General features: G+C 38.5%; 19 protein-coding genes and 1 tRNA gene. 10 read left to right on the top strand and 10 right to left on the bottom strand.

Translation table 11 applies throughout. The features are described from left to right. Positions 1-12: 12 nt before the first annotated feature. From deoD to thyA, 6 genes are read right to left on the bottom strand one after another with little or no spacing between them, the layout of a single operon-like run. Positions 13-729, bottom strand: coding sequence for a purine-nucleoside phosphorylase (gene deoD / locus T375_RS05275; protein ID WP_033151613.1), 717 nt, complete (start codon positions 727-729; stop codon positions 13-15). Between the two features lie 17 nt (positions 730-746). After that, positions 747-1,970 (bottom strand): cell wall hydrolase, encoded by a 1,224-nt coding sequence (locus tag T375_RS05270; RefSeq protein WP_044935865.1) that lies wholly within the window; start codon positions 1,968-1,970, stop codon positions 747-749. A 21-nt stretch (positions 1,971-1,991) separates the two neighbouring features. Then, positions 1,992-2,501 (bottom strand): acetolactate synthase small subunit, encoded by a 510-nt coding sequence (gene ilvN, locus T375_RS05265; protein WP_033151614.1) that lies wholly within the window; start codon positions 2,499-2,501, stop codon positions 1,992-1,994. Positions 2,502-2,520: 19 nt separating this feature from the next. Beyond that, positions 2,521-4,212, bottom strand: coding sequence for a biosynthetic-type acetolactate synthase large subunit (gene ilvB, locus T375_RS05260; protein ID WP_044935861.1), 1,692 nt, complete (start codon positions 4,210-4,212; stop codon positions 2,521-2,523). A 26-nt stretch (positions 4,213-4,238) separates the two neighbouring features. Beyond that, entirely contained in the window at positions 4,239-4,724 is a 486-nt protein-coding gene (locus T375_RS05255; RefSeq protein ID WP_044935856.1) for a dihydrofolate reductase, read from the bottom strand. Positions 4,725-4,733: 9 nt separating this feature from the next. Beyond that, positions 4,734-5,585 (bottom strand): thymidylate synthase, encoded by an 852-nt coding sequence (gene thyA / locus T375_RS05250; RefSeq protein WP_044935852.1) that lies wholly within the window; start codon positions 5,583-5,585, stop codon positions 4,734-4,736. A gap of 239 nt (positions 5,586-5,824) precedes the next feature. On the opposite strand from thyA, the gene T375_RS05245 reads away from it, so the two are divergent. Next, positions 5,825-6,070: a hypothetical protein gene (locus T375_RS05245; RefSeq protein WP_044935848.1), complete on the top strand. Its 246-nt coding sequence runs from the start codon at positions 5,825-5,827 to the stop codon at positions 6,068-6,070. Between the two features lie 94 nt (positions 6,071-6,164). Here the strand turns inward: T375_RS05245 and glmS are convergent, their stop codons facing one another. Then, entirely contained in the window at positions 6,165-7,982 is a 1,818-nt protein-coding gene (glmS, locus tag T375_RS05240) for a glutamine--fructose-6-phosphate transaminase (isomerizing) (protein WP_044935846.1), read from the bottom strand. A 371-nt stretch (positions 7,983-8,353) separates the two neighbouring features. Between glmS and T375_RS05235 the strand changes: the two genes are divergently transcribed. Genes T375_RS05235 through T375_RS05225 form a run of 3 tightly spaced genes read left to right on the top strand, consistent with a single transcriptional unit; the run spans position 8,354 to position 10,279 of the window. Further along, positions 8,354-8,776, top strand: coding sequence for a DUF4430 domain-containing protein (locus tag T375_RS05235; protein WP_044935844.1), 423 nt, complete (start codon positions 8,354-8,356; stop codon positions 8,774-8,776). Position 8,777: 1 nt separating this feature from the next. Beyond that, positions 8,778-9,293: a hypothetical protein gene (locus T375_RS05230; protein WP_044935842.1), complete on the top strand. Its 516-nt coding sequence runs from the start codon at positions 8,778-8,780 to the stop codon at positions 9,291-9,293. Positions 9,294-9,322: 29 nt separating this feature from the next. Further along, positions 9,323-10,279, top strand: coding sequence for a YARHG domain-containing protein (locus T375_RS05225; RefSeq protein WP_044935840.1), 957 nt, complete (start codon positions 9,323-9,325; stop codon positions 10,277-10,279). A 488-nt stretch (positions 10,280-10,767) separates the two neighbouring features. On the opposite strand, the gene T375_RS05220 is transcribed toward T375_RS05225, so the two are convergent. Continuing rightward, a complete protein-coding gene (locus T375_RS05220) occupies positions 10,768-10,974 on the bottom strand; it encodes a helix-turn-helix domain-containing protein (RefSeq protein ID WP_044935837.1) in 207 nt (68 codons plus the stop codon). A gap of 112 nt (positions 10,975-11,086) precedes the next feature. On the opposite strand from T375_RS05220, the gene T375_RS05215 reads away from it, so the two are divergent. From T375_RS05215 to T375_RS13685, 4 genes are read left to right on the top strand one after another with little or no spacing between them, the layout of a single operon-like run. Next, the gene (locus T375_RS05215) at positions 11,087-11,356 is read left to right on the top strand and encodes a hypothetical protein (RefSeq protein WP_044935835.1); all 270 of its coding nucleotides are present in this window, start codon (positions 11,087-11,089) and stop codon (positions 11,354-11,356) included. 29 nt (positions 11,357-11,385) lie between these two features. Continuing rightward, on the top strand, positions 11,386-11,709 hold the full coding sequence (locus T375_RS05210) for a hypothetical protein (RefSeq protein ID WP_044935832.1): 324 nt from the start codon (positions 11,386-11,388) through the stop codon (positions 11,707-11,709). Between the two features lie 19 nt (positions 11,710-11,728). Beyond that, positions 11,729-11,983, top strand: a complete 255-nt coding sequence (locus T375_RS05205; protein ID WP_044935829.1) for a hypothetical protein — start codon at positions 11,729-11,731, stop codon at positions 11,981-11,983. A gap of 28 nt (positions 11,984-12,011) precedes the next feature. Continuing rightward, positions 12,012-12,389, top strand: coding sequence for a hypothetical protein (locus T375_RS13685; RefSeq protein WP_044935826.1), 378 nt, complete (start codon positions 12,012-12,014; stop codon positions 12,387-12,389). A 100-nt stretch (positions 12,390-12,489) separates the two neighbouring features. Here T375_RS13685 and T375_RS05195 read toward each other — a convergent pair whose 3' ends face one another. Then, complete coding sequence (locus tag T375_RS05195; RefSeq protein WP_143064537.1) at positions 12,490-12,903, bottom strand: hypothetical protein; 414 nt, start codon at positions 12,901-12,903, stop codon at positions 12,490-12,492. Between T375_RS05195 and T375_RS13815 the strand changes: the two genes are divergently transcribed. Further along, positions 12,895-13,017: a hypothetical protein gene (locus T375_RS13815; protein ID WP_256377524.1), complete on the top strand. Its 123-nt coding sequence runs from the start codon at positions 12,895-12,897 to the stop codon at positions 13,015-13,017. The two genes, T375_RS05195 and T375_RS13815, sit on opposite strands and share 9 nt — an antisense overlap. Positions 13,018-13,379: 362 nt before the next feature. On the opposite strand, the gene T375_RS05190 is transcribed toward T375_RS13815, so the two are convergent. After that, positions 13,380-13,452 (bottom strand) — tRNA-Gly (locus T375_RS05190). Between the two features lie 195 nt (positions 13,453-13,647). Between T375_RS05190 and pgeF the strand changes: the two genes are divergently transcribed. Continuing rightward, on the top strand, positions 13,648-14,469 hold the full coding sequence (gene pgeF / locus T375_RS05180) for a peptidoglycan editing factor PgeF (RefSeq protein ID WP_044935815.1): 822 nt from the start codon (positions 13,648-13,650) through the stop codon (positions 14,467-14,469). The last annotated feature ends 85 nt before the right edge of the window (positions 14,470-14,554 follow it).

Here is a 14,554-nt window from a genome sequence, read left to right as displayed (position 1 = left end):
ACTCATATTAAATTAAAGTGCAATAGCTGTCTCAAGCGCAAGCTTCATCATCTCTGTGAATGACTTCTGACGATCCTCAGCTGGGATTTCCTCAGATGTAACGAAAGAATCAGAGATTGTAAGCATACATGTAGCGTTCTTTCCAAGCATGTTTGCATTGTTGAAAAGAGCAAAGCTTTCCATTTCTACGCAGTCGCACTGGCAACGCTCTTTAACTGCCTGCCATCCACCCATTTCTGGTGCTGTATAGAACTGATCTGCAGAGTGTACCTTTGCAACCTTTGCATCGATACCAAGCTCCTTAGCCTTTGCAATAGCAATATCGTTGATCTTCTTGCTTGGGTAAAGAGTCTTCTCCTCTACGCCATTTGTGTACTTAGCAAATGTGCTGTCTGAATATGCGCTCTCAGAAATAACTACATCAAGAACGTTAAGCTTGTCTGTGTAGCTTCCTGCAGAACCGATACGGATGATGTTTTCTACATCATAGAAAGCATAAAGCTCGTATGAGTAGATACCGATTGAAGGCATACCCATACCACTAGCCATTACAGATACTGGTACTCCCTTGTATGTTCCTGTGAAACCAAGGCAGTTACGAACTGTATTAACACATTTTACATCCTCTAAGAAATTTTCTGCTACAAACTTTGCTCGTAATGGATCGCCTGGCATAAGTACTGTCTTGGCGAAATCCCCTTTTTTCGCTTCATTATGTGGTGTTGCCATAAAACAAACCTCCTTTATTAATTATAATTATAGAAATAATGGGCATTTATAACTGTACCCGAAGTTCTATCTAAAAATCCTGCCTGCCCAGCAGCTACCTGTGATTCGTGCAAGCTCTGAGCATATGAATAAGTACAGAAGAATAAAGCATCTGTATTTGTGTTTCCTGCAATTGCCTGAGCTGCCGCGTATTGGCATGCACTGTTTGGCCCCTCTGCAAGAATCATGGCCACACGACCTGATGTTACTGGCGCAAACTGACCTGATGCATATATTACACCGGAAACTGTGTTAGGAAACTTTGAGCTGGCTACACGGTTCATAACAACTGAACCAACTGCTAGACGACCAGCATCTCCCTGATTGGCAGCCTCTGCCTGAATAAGAGCTGCAAGGATAAGTGTTTCCTCGTCTGTGGTGGTGTAACCGCCAGTATATCCACCAGTTTCACCTGCAAGCTTTTCAGCCAATGCAACCTGAGCTGCCTCATATTGCTGCTGAATCTTTTGCTCGTATGCTTTTGCTTCTTCTAATTGTTTTTCTAATTCTGCGATAGCAGCCTCTGTAAGCTCTATCTGAGAATTTGTAGTATTTAATGCTGAAGTGGTGCTGCTTACAAGTGTACCAAGCTCCGACCTCTTGCTCTGAAGAGTATCCTGGTATGCTGTAAGCTCGTCATTTTTAGTCTCGATAGCAGACTTGGTATCTTCCAACTCCTGCTGAGTTTCTTCGTATTTTTCTATGGCTTCCTGATCGTAAGCTGTAATCTGTGCCATATATTCAAGACGTTGTAAAAACTCCGAAATAGAACCGCTTTCCAAAAAGTTAACAAGCGTGTTTGTAGATTTGTTTTCGTACATGTACTGAATGCGAGCCTTCATGGCTTCCTTTTGTGTATCCAAGGAAGCTTGTGTTGTTTCAAGCTTTTCATTCAAAGATTCGATATCTGCTTCTACAAGTGCTATGCTGTCTTCCGTTTCGGAAATTTCACTTGATACAGTGGTAATCTGAGTATTTAAATCACTAATCTGCCCACTAAGTGAAGTTGCCTGGTCCTCAAGCTGTCCCTTTGCATCTTCTACCTGTTGCTTGGCATTGTTGATATCATCAACAGCCTGTGAGGCATTTTCCGACTCTTGTTTTAGTCGATCTACCTCCGATTGTGAAGCTCTGGCAGATGTACTACAAAGGCACAAACTAACCACTAAAAGCAGTGCTAAACTCCCTTTTAGCTTTTTCATTAATTTCTCCTACAATATATATTATCTGCAAGAACTGCTGATTGATTCTACCGCTACTGCTCCACCACGAGTGACTTCAATTTTCTTAAATCGTGATTTGAGTAGTTCTATAATCTCATTGTTCTTGCGCTCTGTCAACATACACTCAAAGAGTACTGAATCAGCGCCAATATCAACGATTTTAACGCTTCCTCCCTGATTAAATACGTTGGCTATTTGAAATGCCTCGGTCTTAGACTCACTGTTGAGCCCATTTACCCTAGCATAAAGTATCTCTTTCATGTGAATTGACATGGTGGTCAGGTCTATTACTTTTATAACCTCAACCATAGCATTGAGCTGTTTTTTAATCTGCTCAAATGTGGCATCGTCAGCTTTAACCGAAATTGTCATTCTAGAAACATCGTCTCTTTCTGTCGTACCAACAGTGAGAGTTTGAAGGTTGTAGGACTTTGCTGAAAACAATCCTGAAACCTTTGCCAAAACACCAACCTGATTTTCTACATATAATGCAATCCATCTGTTCTTCATATTGTTAGCCCCTCTACATCTACTTCAAAATCATTTCACTAAGTGGTGTACCACTTTTAACCATTGGTAATACTAAATCGTCTGGAGAGACAATAAATTCCAAAACTGTAGGGCCATCTGTATTTGCCCTTGCTGTCTCAAGCGCTGACAATACATCGTCCTGATTAGTAACACGGATAGCTTTGCAGCTGTATCCTTCAGCCCACTTTATAAAGTCTGGATAATAACTTCCATCTGATGCAGAAAGATCTGTAATCTCGTATCTCTTTCCATAGAATAACTGTTGCATCTGACGAACCATGCCCAGATTTGAATTATTAAATATACATATAATAACTGGAATTTTTTCAGTCATTGCAGTGGCCATCTCCTGCATGTTCATTTGGAAGCCACCATCACCAGTAATTAATACAACTGGCTTTTTAGGATTGCCTACTGACGCTCCAATTGCTGCCGGAAAACCAAATCCCATGGTGCCAAGACCACCTGAAGTGATGAATTCCTGACCCTCGCTTAACTTGATAAACTGTGTTGCCCACATCTGATGCTGACCAACATCTGTAACGATGTTTGCATCAAAGAATACCTGATTGATTTTCTCACAGATAAACTGTGGATTAATGCCTACCTTTGTGTCAGGCATTGAAAGAGGATGTTCACTCTCCCATTCGTTTATCTTAGCAAGCCATTTTGCTGTGTTCATTGGCTCCGCATATTCTACCAATCGTTCCAGTGCGATTTTAGCATCTGCTGTAACAGGTACATCTACCACTACATTTCTTGAAATAGAGGCAGAAGCAATATCGACGTGAACGATTTTTGCCTTTGGCGCAAATTCATCAAGCTCACCTGTTATTCTATCATTAAAACGTGTGCCAATTGAGAACAGCACATCGCACTCTGTAACTGCTTTGTTGGCAGCAAAGCGACCATGCATACCACAGTTGCCAATGAAAAGCTCGTGGTCCTCAGGCATAACACCCTTTCCCATTACTGTAGTAGTAACTGGAACATTCATTTTAGCAGCAAACTCCAGAAGCTCCTTCTCAGCGCCAGAAATTCTAACACCGCCACCAGCAAGGATTAAAGGCTTTTTAGCTGATTTAAGTAAACGATAAGCCTTTTTTAACTGGCCAATATGAACTGTTTCATTAGGATGATAGCCCCTGATATCAACATGCTCTGGGTACTCAGGATCACCAGTCTGAACCTGAATATCCTTTGGAATATCTATAAGTACAGGGCCTGGCTTGCCAGTTGAAGCAACCTGAAATCCCATTTTTATGAGACGGCCCATGTCTTCTCTATCTCTGATTGTCACGCCGTACTTGGTGATTGAACGAGTCATTCCAACAATATCTACCTCTTGGAATGCATCGTTTCCAATAAGGTGAAGAGGAACCTGTCCTGTAAAAATCACCATAGGGATACTGTCATAATAAGCATCTGCAATACCGGTGATTGTATTTGTTGCGCCAGGACCTGAAGTGACTAGGACGACCGCAGTTTTCCCAGTCGCGCGGGCATAGCCTTCCGCCTCATGAACAAGTGCTTGCTCATGACGGCCCAAAATAACACGAATTCCTTCGGTTTTGTATAGCTCATCCACGATGTCAGTAATCATGCCTCCTGGATAAGCGAAAATGGTATCTACGCCTTCTTCTTTAAGTGCCTTAACAAATAACTTCCTTCCAGTAATATTTAATGCCATGTCAGTACCCTCTTAAGTTGTGCCAATTAACGTGTATAAGTTCTAAAATAAAATTCTATATCGTAATAAGTTTGCTCCTCTGATTCTTCCGCAAGCTTCCAATCTGAAAGCTCGTCCAAATTTGGAAAATATGTATCTGCATCGTAAGCATAGTCAACATATGTAACAAATGCTCGCTTGCAGTCATTTAACATCATGCGATAGATACTTTCGCCACCGATGACAAAAATATCATCCTGATTATATTTTTTAAGTTCTTCATCAAGCTCTTCCTTTGAATGAACGATGATTGCATCCTTCACTTCGTAATTAGGGTCTCTTGTAAGAACGATATTAACTCTGTTTTTGAGAGGCTTACCATTAGGAAAGCTCTCTAGAGTCTTTCGGCCCATAACAACAACCTTGCCTGTAGTAGTCTCCCTGAAAAACTTCATATCATCAGGAATGCTCACCAAAAGCTTGTTATCCTTGCCGATTGCCCAATTTTTATCTACTGCAACTATTAAATTCATACGCACCTCCTAGACTGCTATAGGAATATTACGAATCTGTTCGCCAGCCTCGTAACCCTCTACGATGAGGTCATCAGTTGTAAAATCGTAGAAGTTCTTAACATCCGGGTTCAAGCGAACCTTTGGAGCTGGAAGCTCTGGTCGGCTAAGTAATTCCTTTATAGCATCCACGTGTCTATCGTAAATATGTGCATCAGCGATGACATGTATAAGCTGGCCCGGAATCATGTCGTTGACCTGAGCAACCATCATGAGAAGGATGGCATACTGACAAACATTCCAGTTGTTAGCTGCAAGAACATCCTGTGAACGCTGATTGAGCACCATATTAAGAACTAGCTTATCTGAATCCTTATCCTTTGTAACATTGTAAGTAGCCGAGTAGCAGCATGGATCCAAGTGACCTGTTGCTAAATCATGGAACTGATAAAGGTTTGTCATGATTCTACGGGAATATGGTGTCTCCTTGAGCTGCTTGAGAACATAATCCATCTGATCAATCATCTTGCCCTTAAACTTAAACTTTTCGCCTACAACATAGCCATATGCTGTACCAATTGAGCCTTCTTCGTCTGCCCATTGGTCCCAAATATGGCCTTTTAAATCCTTAATGTTGTTTGATTTACGCTGGTAAATCCAAAGGATTTCGTCCATAGCTGTTTTAAGTGCAGTCTTTCTAAGAGTAAGGGCAGGGAACTCCTCTCTTAAATCGTATTTGTTGACTACACCAAACTGCTTAATTGTATATGCCTTTTCGCCAGTATCCTCCCAGATAGGGCGCACAATTTCATCTTTTGTATCTGTACCATTCTCTAAGATATCACGGCACATTTCTTTAAAAATCACATCAGCTTTACTCATAACTTATATCTCCTTCGTAAAACTACCTAGACTACGTCTATAATATATTCAGTATAAATTCTACCACAATATCTTGCGGTTTGAACAGTTCTTTTCCTGTTTTTAGTTAATATTTAGTTGCGTACCCATTCTGCCCAAATTTCCTTGAAAATCAAAGCTAATTGCGTTACTATATCTTGTAGTTGTAAAATATCAAGCTGTTCCTATTGGAAATATCACAGTTTGGTTTAGGAGAAGAAATGAGTCAAGAAAAGGTAGATAAAAAAAGATACGAGCGCGATCATCGTAGATCAATTATCAGAAAGAAAAAAATAGAGGAAGCTCTCAGCATCCTTTGTGTAGCCGTTATCGGATTGGCTATTGTTGTTTGGATTGGTTTTTCAATTTATACAAAGGCTACAACAGCAGCCGAAGAAAATGCTACATACGAGTATTACGATATCACAACTGAAGCTATTCAGGATTATCTTGGTACTTTAAATTAATTTCATATGCATTATTTAAGGTCCATGTCATTTTGACATGGACCTTTGTTGTACTTCTGGTCAAATCCACATATTTATTCCATATAAATATCTATTACTCAACTGTTACTACCTTTGCAAGGTTTCTTGGCTTATCAACATCAAGTCCCTTATCCGCTGAAACGTAATATGAATAAATCTGAAGAGCAACGATTTCTGGGAATGACATATACTCGTCATCTAAATCTGGAAGACCAATTACATGATACTCATCAGAGAAATCAGCCTTCAATTCATTCTTTGCAATAAGCACAACGTTTGCTCCACGAGCTCTGATTTCCTTAACATTTGACAATGCTTTTGAAATCAAATGTGTCTGAGTTACCGCAGCGATAACTGGTGTTCCCTCTGAAATAAGAGCGATTGGACCATGCTTTAATTCGCCAGCCGCATATGCCTCTGAATGAATGTAAGAAATCTCCTTAAGCTTTAAGGCGCCTTCCATAAGTACTGTGTAATCCAAACCTCTACCAATCATGAAAAGATCAGAAGCTGTGATTACTTCTTTTGCTAATTTGTGAATTGCATCCTTCTGTCCGATAACCTCTGCCATAGCATCAGGGATTTTTCTAAGGTTGCTAGTAGCTTCCTCAAAATACTCCTCTGTGATTGTTCCTCTTACAAGACCTGACTTAAGGGCAAGCATATAGAACATCAACATCTGTGTTGTGTATGCCTTTGTGCTGGCAACTGCTATTTCTGGGCCTGCATCTGTGTAAAGAGTATAATCTGCAACTCGTGAAATTGATGAACCTCTTACATTTAAGATTGCAAGACATAGTGCACCTGCTTCTTTTGCCTTTCTAAGGGCCTCTAAAGTATCGATTGTCTCACCTGACTGAGAAACTGCAATGAAAAGTGTATCAGGACCTACTGTAGTATCTGAATAAATAAACTCTGAAGCCATCTCAGTATCAACATTTATTCCTGTCCACTTCTTGAACAACTGAGCACCCATAATACCTGCATGCAAAGCTGTGCCGCAGGCAACAATGCAAATACGATTGAAGTTCTTTAAAGCATCGTCTAATGTACCGCCGAAACCAAACTCAATATCGTTATTAACAAGATAGTTGCTTAAGATTCTGCGAATGCAAGTTGGCTGCTCATCAATTTCCTTTGCCATGAAATATGGATAGCCCTGCTTTCCTGGAGCAGAAACATCCCAATCAACCTTTGTGTAATTTGGCTCAACTGGATTACCATCGAAATCTTCTAAAGAAATGCCATCACGATTTGCTGTAAGAATAATTCTCTCATCAAGTACAAAGTACTCCTTTGAATACTTGAAAAGTGCTGCTGGGTCAGAAGACAATACAGTCGCATTGTCAGTAGTTGTAGCTACGATAGGGCTAACATTTCTAACTGCGTAGATAGTATCTGGCTTATCGTCAAACATGATTACAAACGCAAATGTACCCTTAATCTTTTTGATTACTCTTTTGATTGTCTTCTTTGGATCACCATCGTAGAGCTTATCAATAAGAGCTGCAACAACCTCAGTATCTGTCTCAGTAACAAGCTTATCCTCAAGCTCGTATTCTTCACGTAAATCAGCATAGTTTTCAATGATGCCGTTATGAACTAATGTAACTTTTCCCGAACGATGTGGATGAGCATTCTTATCGCAAACTCCACCATGAGTAGCCCATCTGGTATGACCAATACCGCAGCTAAAATCAGCACCTTCAGCTGGAACAATTCCTCTAAGGTCGCTAACTCTGCCCTGGCACTTGTACACCTGTGAGTCGCCTTCATTTTCACGTCTGATAGCGATTCCTGCACTGTCATATCCTCTATACTCAAGAAGCTCTAATCCATCTAATATATTAGCTAAAGCATCATTTCCTAAAAAACCTATAATTCCACACATATTTTATTCCTCATTCTTTCTATGTATTACAGCAATGCTGTGAAAGTTCAAAACTACCTATCGCATCATCTTTGTTTTGCAGTCACCTGCATATTTGCTAATGCGTTCGCGTTAGGCAACACGGGAGGGCACCCGCCGAATTTTCGATAATCCCTCCTCCTCGTTAACCAGTCGTCCTGGTGCATGGCGCTAAAACGAGGAATAAATACATGGATTTCTTGACCTCTATTCAATTATCAAAGTACAACGGAATGGATTCTAGCATAGTGTGTAGTATGTGTCAAATAACGGCATACAGCTTTTTCTTTCCTGTATATTAATCGCCTGCAATCTGTTAAACTATAGCCAATAATAAGCAAAGGAGATTCTTAATGGAAAAGAAAAGCTTAAAGAAAATAATAATTGGAGCCGTTGCTCTTGTAGCTTTAATAGCAGTATTTGTACTTTGCTATAACAAATTCAGTGCAAAGCCTACTGAAGGTGCAAAGTCAATTGTAATTGAAGTTGTGAATAATAACGGAGAATCAACAACATATGATGTGCATACTGACGCAGAGTATTTAAAGGATGCTATGGATGAGTTGGCAGAATCTGATGATAGTTTTTCTTTCAGCGGTCAAGATGGAGACTACGGACTTATGGTAGAAGTGATTAACGGAACTCAGGCTATCTACGCAGAAGACAATGCATACTGGGCATTATATGTTAACGGAGAATATGGTCAGTATAGTGCTAATCAGCAGCCAGTAACTGATGGTGACACATATACATGGACTTACGAATTAGCACAGTAATATGGACAGCAGATTTACAACCAAAGATATCGCCCTCATCGGAATGATGATAGCATTAATTGAAGTTTGCAAAGCAGTTCTTAGTTTTGCCCCAAATGTGGAACTTACAACGTTTTGGCTGATAATGTTCACACTCTTTTTCGGACGAAAAATAGTTGCAGTGGTCCCTGCATTTATCCTAGTGGAAGGTGCCATTTATGGCATGAATACCTGGTGGATAATGTATATGTATATATGGCCACTGCTTGTGTTATTAGCTTGGCTCTTTAGGAAAGAAGAATCACCTGTATTCTGGGCAATCTTTTCTGGATTATTCGGACTATGTTTTGGAGCACTTTGTTCGCTAACATATTTTGCAATTGGACTCTTCTCCGGAGGATTAACGGCAGCCATAAACACAGCGTTCCCATGGTGGATTGCAGGAATCCCTTGGGACTTAGTCCATTGCGTATCCAACTTTGTATTGATGCTTGTTTTATTCGTTCCTGTGAGAAGACTGTTTTTACATTTTAGTTGATTATTTTACATCATCGGAGGACCTAAATAATGAAAAGAAAGCTTATTCTATTAATAATTGCTAGCACATTGCTTCTTTCAGCATGTAATCAATCTAGTGGAGAAACCAACTCTCAAGAATTAAAAGAAAACACAGTGGATAGTGCTACTAGTTCCCCAACCAGTGATGAGTCTTCTAGTATGGAATCTAGCACTGAAGACTACTCTGATTATGTAGGCTTATGGTCTACTGATGGCTCTCGCATAACAGATAGTGGTGCTGAGTTTAATATTGAAATACAAGGTAACGAAATAACAAATGCATCTCTCTATACACAAACAAGCTCATATGATAGATTTGCCGAAGTCGACAATATCACTGGAACCATTATAGATGGAACTTGTACGTATGAATTTTCAGATGATGGTTGGGATAACAGCGGAACACTATTAATTCAATTAAAAGACAATACCATTACTATTGATGTGGAAGATTTTGTCCTGTCAGAAGACAACGTGATAGGTTATGGAATTAATGGGCATTATGAGCTTATTAAAGTACAGGATGATGACTCTCAAACTACCACCAGCGATACTACTTTAAATAAATATAATGACGATTGGACCGAGGAACAGATTCTAGCTGAGATTGATAAACGAAGTCAATATAAAGACGAAACTTCATACTATCCTGATTTCTTAAGATATAAGGAAGTAGTTTGCGAATGCACTGATATCTCTGTAGATTGCTATCCATTATTTAATACAGATACCCAATATTATCAAGCAACTGATTTTGAAAATGTTCCACCTGTAATCATTCATTTAGCAAAAAATGAAATCTATGCCAGACATGGTTATATTTTTACAGATGAGGATTTAAGCAATTTTTACCTCACACAACTCTGGTACCTTCCAGAAGTACAAGCAGCAGACTTCGATGATAGCGTTTTTAATGAATACGAAAAATATAATCTGGAACTGCTTTCAAAGATAGATACATACTAAATAATAAAAAAATGAGGTCACCCATTTGGATCATCTTTTTTGAGTAAATAATGTATTTATAAAAGTACCAAGAAACGTAGAATGTTCGATTGTAAAAACAGAACATTTGTGCTAGCATTTATCAATGCGGTTTATCCGCACTGAAAGTACCCATGACAGGGTGGTAGTCTCCCGAGCCTATATGGTGTCCGAGCAATTGGATGCTAACGGAAGGGAGGTGGCGCCAGTGAGCGATTACGAAATCATAATGATAATGCTAGGTATCCTAGTATTGCCTTTCACGGCTTGTAGTTTTCTCCTCGCGTTGCTAAACTTTCTCGACAAGAGAAATAGTAAGCGCAAATAAAAATGCCTCTCCTGTCGGCAAACAGGAGAGGCTGTGCTCTTAATGAGCATTTAAATAGTTTCAACTCGTGAGCATCCACTTTGGAGTGGGTGCTTTCTTTATTTATAATATAACATCTTCGGAATTTAGATTCAACGATTATTTAACTTTGGTTTTCTCTAAATAAATCATCATAGCTAACACCAAGTGCATTTTTTAGTTTTTCCAATGTGTCAAACTTAATAGAACTAGTTTCATTATTGTATATTTTATTAAAGTTTTGATAACTCATCGGTTCCATTTTTTTGAAGAGCCAATATTTTGTATGTTCTTGTTCATCTAGTATTTCATCAATTCTCAGTTGGAGCATTTATTTTCCCTCTCTTCTTTTGAATTGATTATAGAATTTCTCTAATTCACAGATAATTCACCTGAACGTTATATAATCTACGCATTAGATATATGTTTTTGAGGAGGCATTTATGGAAAACCACAATGAAAATGAACAAATAAGTTTTACTAACATGTTCCGGTTTATGGCAAATAAAATACGCACTATAGGTACTATAATAGGAACAATTTTAATTATTATTGGTATCATTAAATTTTGCGGAACTATTGGATACTATGGGTACTACGGAACCGATTTGTACAATGAACTATGTACATCATTAGGTGAAATAAAATCTTTACTTAGTTTACTTTTAGTTGCATCTGGCACCCTAATAGATGTTATATCATTAAAACATTAATAAATAGGAACAAATACGAGGAAAAATATATGGATAAAACTGATTCTATGAATAAAATGAATGATCAAAAATCAAAGGTTAGCTTTCCGGTTCGTTTTGTATGTATTGTTATTATAATTATAGGTGTGATATTAGGAGTTGATAAATCTCTTGAAGCTAAGGAACGTGCACGAAATACTTGGGAAGCGCTTATTAAAGCAACTGAAAAGGTGGAAACTGAAGATGGTGAAAAAACCTTATATCAACATATTACTGATTGGCTGAATTCTACAAATCCTATTTTTGATGGAGTAACCTCCGAACAAAGACAAGTTTTAATTGATTGGAAAAATGAATATGAGCACAGCCATTAAACTAGAAGGAGATAAAACTATGTCAAACCCTGAATTTACACCAATCGAAGCTGTTGAAATAATAAAAAGGATTAATATTATAGGGCCTTTTACACTCCCTGATGTATATAGAGAAAAATGGAATTTGATGTCACGTGCTAGAGGTGCAGGTGCTTTCGGCAGAAAGTTTTTCTATTATATATCAAAACATCCAGAAGAAGGCATTAGTCGTATTGAGGGGCTGAAAATAAAAAATAGGGCTGTCTACAAATATACTTCTCTTCGCGAAATATAGTTTTAAAAGATTTTTTGGGGGCAAAGAAATGGTTGTTTTATTATCAGTAGTTCTTATCATTTGTATTCTATCTGTAATCATTTTATATATTTTGTATTTTAAAATATTACATTCTAATTTAAAAGTTAGTTTTCCAATTCTTTTATTTATAGTTATTGGAATACTACTCGCGGTAACATATAGTATTGTTTTGATAGACAATAAGAAAGACACCGCAATACTTGAATATGAAACTCTCATTGTACAGATTAATACAGCTGAAACATATGATGATTGCGAGCTTGCATACAATAATGCTGTATATTGGTTAGATAAAACAAATGGCCATTTAATAGATGGCGCAACTAAAGAGCAACGAAATGAAATCGAAAAATTTGTAGATTATTACAATGACTATTTCAAATAAAAACTTAAGCTTTTTCCAAAGTTTTCATTATTGCAGTTAAAGGGAGTGCCGTATTACTACTTCAGCGCTCCCTTTTGTTTCTGTATATAAGTATTATAGCCTATTTTTTCGTTCTCCCATTTGTTGGCTGTCTAAAAATAGGATTCATAGATGCCTTTTTTACCAGATACATAAGCACCTGCACTTCATTGGCAGATAGCTTCTTAAAGTTTATGTCCCATAAGTTTGATAATCTTGTAACCTCAGCTTTTTCAAGAGTTGTCATTTCATCATCTTTTTGAAAATCTTCCTGCTCCCTTATATTTTCAATATTCCCATTGCCTTTTTTATACTCTTCAATCAGCTTGTCCATATGGTCAAAAAGCTTGTCAGTTAGCTGTTCTTCATCTCCAGTATCCCAATCCTTCTTATGATCATTTCTTATATCTTTAGCAATAGCCTTTATATCAGACTCAATTAAATCACCAAAATAATAATAATCATCAATAACATGTATGCAAATGGAATGCAGCAAGCTGATATTCAGCGAATGGCAGGTCATGCCAATCCAGCTACAACAGACCACTATAAAAGAGTGTCACGACTTGGTGATATTGATACTGATAGTTGGAATGAGATGTTTGGATAATGCCAAAATAAGAAAAAAATAAGGGCTATAAGCCCTAAAACAATGATTGTACCCCAGTTGTACCCCTTGTGTCCCCCTCGCTCGACGGGATTAAGGAAACATCTCGTCAAATTGCGCGAGACGGGGTGCGGGTGTCCAGTGGACACCTCTGCGAAGCAGAAGCACCGACCGAGCCGGCAGGCGAGACCTCGAACCTTCGAGGCCCGTATGGGCCTACGCGCTCGACGGGATTAAGGAAGCATCACGATTTCTCATCGCAAGCTCGATAAATCGTGATAGGTCGTCCCGTCTCGATGTAAAGTGCTCTTTAATACAAAAAATGAGGTCACCCATTTGGATGACCTCATTTTTTATATTAAAAGAGCGCGAGACGGGACTCGAACCCGCGACCCCCACCTTGGCAAGGTGGTGCTCCACCAACTGAGCCACTCGCGCATATCTGTTGTTTCCTCAACAACAAGATGTATTCTATAGGATAAAACCCTATAAGTCAATACAGTTTTTTAAAGTTGCAAAGCTTACTTTTTATCGATTGATTTTCAGAAAATTCAAATATCTATTATTCTGCTTTTCAAATCTCTATATGCTATACTCAAATGTAAAGTATCTAGATAAAAAGGCGGTTTAAATATGAACTTAGAAAATAAAAATGGTGTTTCCTTTCTTACATTTGATTCTTTCAAGAAAGCGGGTGTTAAGCACGGTTTTTCCACTCGAATAGGCGGTGTAAGTGAAGGTGTATTCGATTCATTGAATTTAGGATTTAATCGAGGCGATTCCGATGAAAACGTACGTGAAAACTATCATCGTATCGCAAATGCGTTAGATATGAATTATGACCGTATGTGCCTGTCAAAGCAGACTCATACAACTAATGTAATTGTAGTTGATGAAAAGGATGCAGGAAATGGACTTACCAAACCACTCCCTTACGATGATGTAGATGGTCTCATTACAAACATAAAGGATATGCCACTGGTAACATTCTATGCGGACTGCGTTCCTTTGTTTTTCTACGATCCTGTAAAAGAAGTGGTTGCACTTTCTCACTCTGGATGGCGCGGAACAGTTGGTAAAATTGGCAAGGTCACCATCGAAAAAATGTGTGCCGAATTTGGCTGTAATAAAAACAATATCCTATGTGGAATCGCACCAAGCATTTGCAAAGATTGCTATGAAGTAAGCGCAGATGTTGCCAATGAATTTATAAAAGCTTTTGGTGAGGAGCATAAGTCCGAATTACTCCGCCCATCTACTTTTAATCCAGATGATAAAGATAAATACATGCTCGATTTGTGGGCTGCATGCCGCCTCGTATTCCTTGAGGCAGGCATTCCTGAAGACCACATCGAAATCACAAATTACTGCACACGCTGCAATCCTAAGCTTTTTTATTCCCATCGAATAATGGGTGCAAATAGAGGTAGCCTGGCTGCTTTTATTTCTCTTTAGTCTTTCTTTTTTATTAAACTGTAATAATCTCATCTTTTTTACGGCTATATAAGTGTAAGGCGCTTACAAATGAATAAAAAGGGGG

This window comes from Pseudobutyrivibrio sp. LB2011, assembly GCF_000701765.1.
Classification (GTDB): Bacteria; Bacillota; Clostridia; order Lachnospirales; family Lachnospiraceae; genus Pseudobutyrivibrio; species Pseudobutyrivibrio ruminis.
This window is presented reverse-complemented; position numbering and strand designations above follow the sequence as displayed.

What these genes read in the sequence shown, in the direction of transcription:
- deoD (WP_033151613.1), bottom strand. Translation starts at nt 729, where the DNA reads ATGGCAACACCACATAATGAAGCGAAAAAAGGGGATTTCGCCAAGACA.
- T375_RS05270 (WP_044935865.1), bottom strand. Translation starts at nt 1,970, where the DNA reads ATGAAAAAGCTAAAAGGGAGTTTAGCACTGCTTTTAGTGGTTAGTTTG.
- ilvN (WP_033151614.1), bottom strand. Translation starts at nt 2,501, where the DNA reads ATGAAGAACAGATGGATTGCATTATATGTAGAAAATCAGGTTGGTGTT.
- ilvB (WP_044935861.1), bottom strand. Translation starts at nt 4,212, where the DNA reads ATGGCATTAAATATTACTGGAAGGAAGTTATTTGTTAAGGCACTTAAA.
- T375_RS05255 (WP_044935856.1), bottom strand. Translation starts at nt 4,724, where the DNA reads ATGAATTTAATAGTTGCAGTAGATAAAAATTGGGCAATCGGCAAGGAT.
- thyA (WP_044935852.1), bottom strand. Translation starts at nt 5,585, where the DNA reads ATGAGTAAAGCTGATGTGATTTTTAAAGAAATGTGCCGTGATATCTTA.
- T375_RS05245 (WP_044935848.1), top strand. Translation starts at nt 5,825, where the DNA reads ATGAGTCAAGAAAAGGTAGATAAAAAAAGATACGAGCGCGATCATCGT.
- glmS (WP_044935846.1), bottom strand. Translation starts at nt 7,982, where the DNA reads ATGTGTGGAATTATAGGTTTTTTAGGAAATGATGCTTTAGCTAATATA.
- T375_RS05235 (WP_044935844.1), top strand. Translation starts at nt 8,354, where the DNA reads ATGGAAAAGAAAAGCTTAAAGAAAATAATAATTGGAGCCGTTGCTCTT.
- T375_RS05230 (WP_044935842.1), top strand. Translation starts at nt 8,778, where the DNA reads ATGGACAGCAGATTTACAACCAAAGATATCGCCCTCATCGGAATGATG.
- T375_RS05225 (WP_044935840.1), top strand. Translation starts at nt 9,323, where the DNA reads ATGAAAAGAAAGCTTATTCTATTAATAATTGCTAGCACATTGCTTCTT.
- T375_RS05220 (WP_044935837.1), bottom strand. Translation starts at nt 10,974, where the DNA reads ATGCTCCAACTGAGAATTGATGAAATACTAGATGAACAAGAACATACA.
- T375_RS05215 (WP_044935835.1), top strand. Translation starts at nt 11,087, where the DNA reads ATGGAAAACCACAATGAAAATGAACAAATAAGTTTTACTAACATGTTC.
- T375_RS05210 (WP_044935832.1), top strand. Translation starts at nt 11,386, where the DNA reads ATGGATAAAACTGATTCTATGAATAAAATGAATGATCAAAAATCAAAG.
- T375_RS05205 (WP_044935829.1), top strand. Translation starts at nt 11,729, where the DNA reads ATGTCAAACCCTGAATTTACACCAATCGAAGCTGTTGAAATAATAAAA.
- T375_RS13685 (WP_044935826.1), top strand. Translation starts at nt 12,012, where the DNA reads ATGGTTGTTTTATTATCAGTAGTTCTTATCATTTGTATTCTATCTGTA.
- T375_RS13815 (WP_256377524.1), top strand. Translation starts at nt 12,895, where the DNA reads ATGCAGCAAGCTGATATTCAGCGAATGGCAGGTCATGCCAATCCAGCT.
- pgeF (WP_044935815.1), top strand. Translation starts at nt 13,648, where the DNA reads ATGAACTTAGAAAATAAAAATGGTGTTTCCTTTCTTACATTTGATTCT.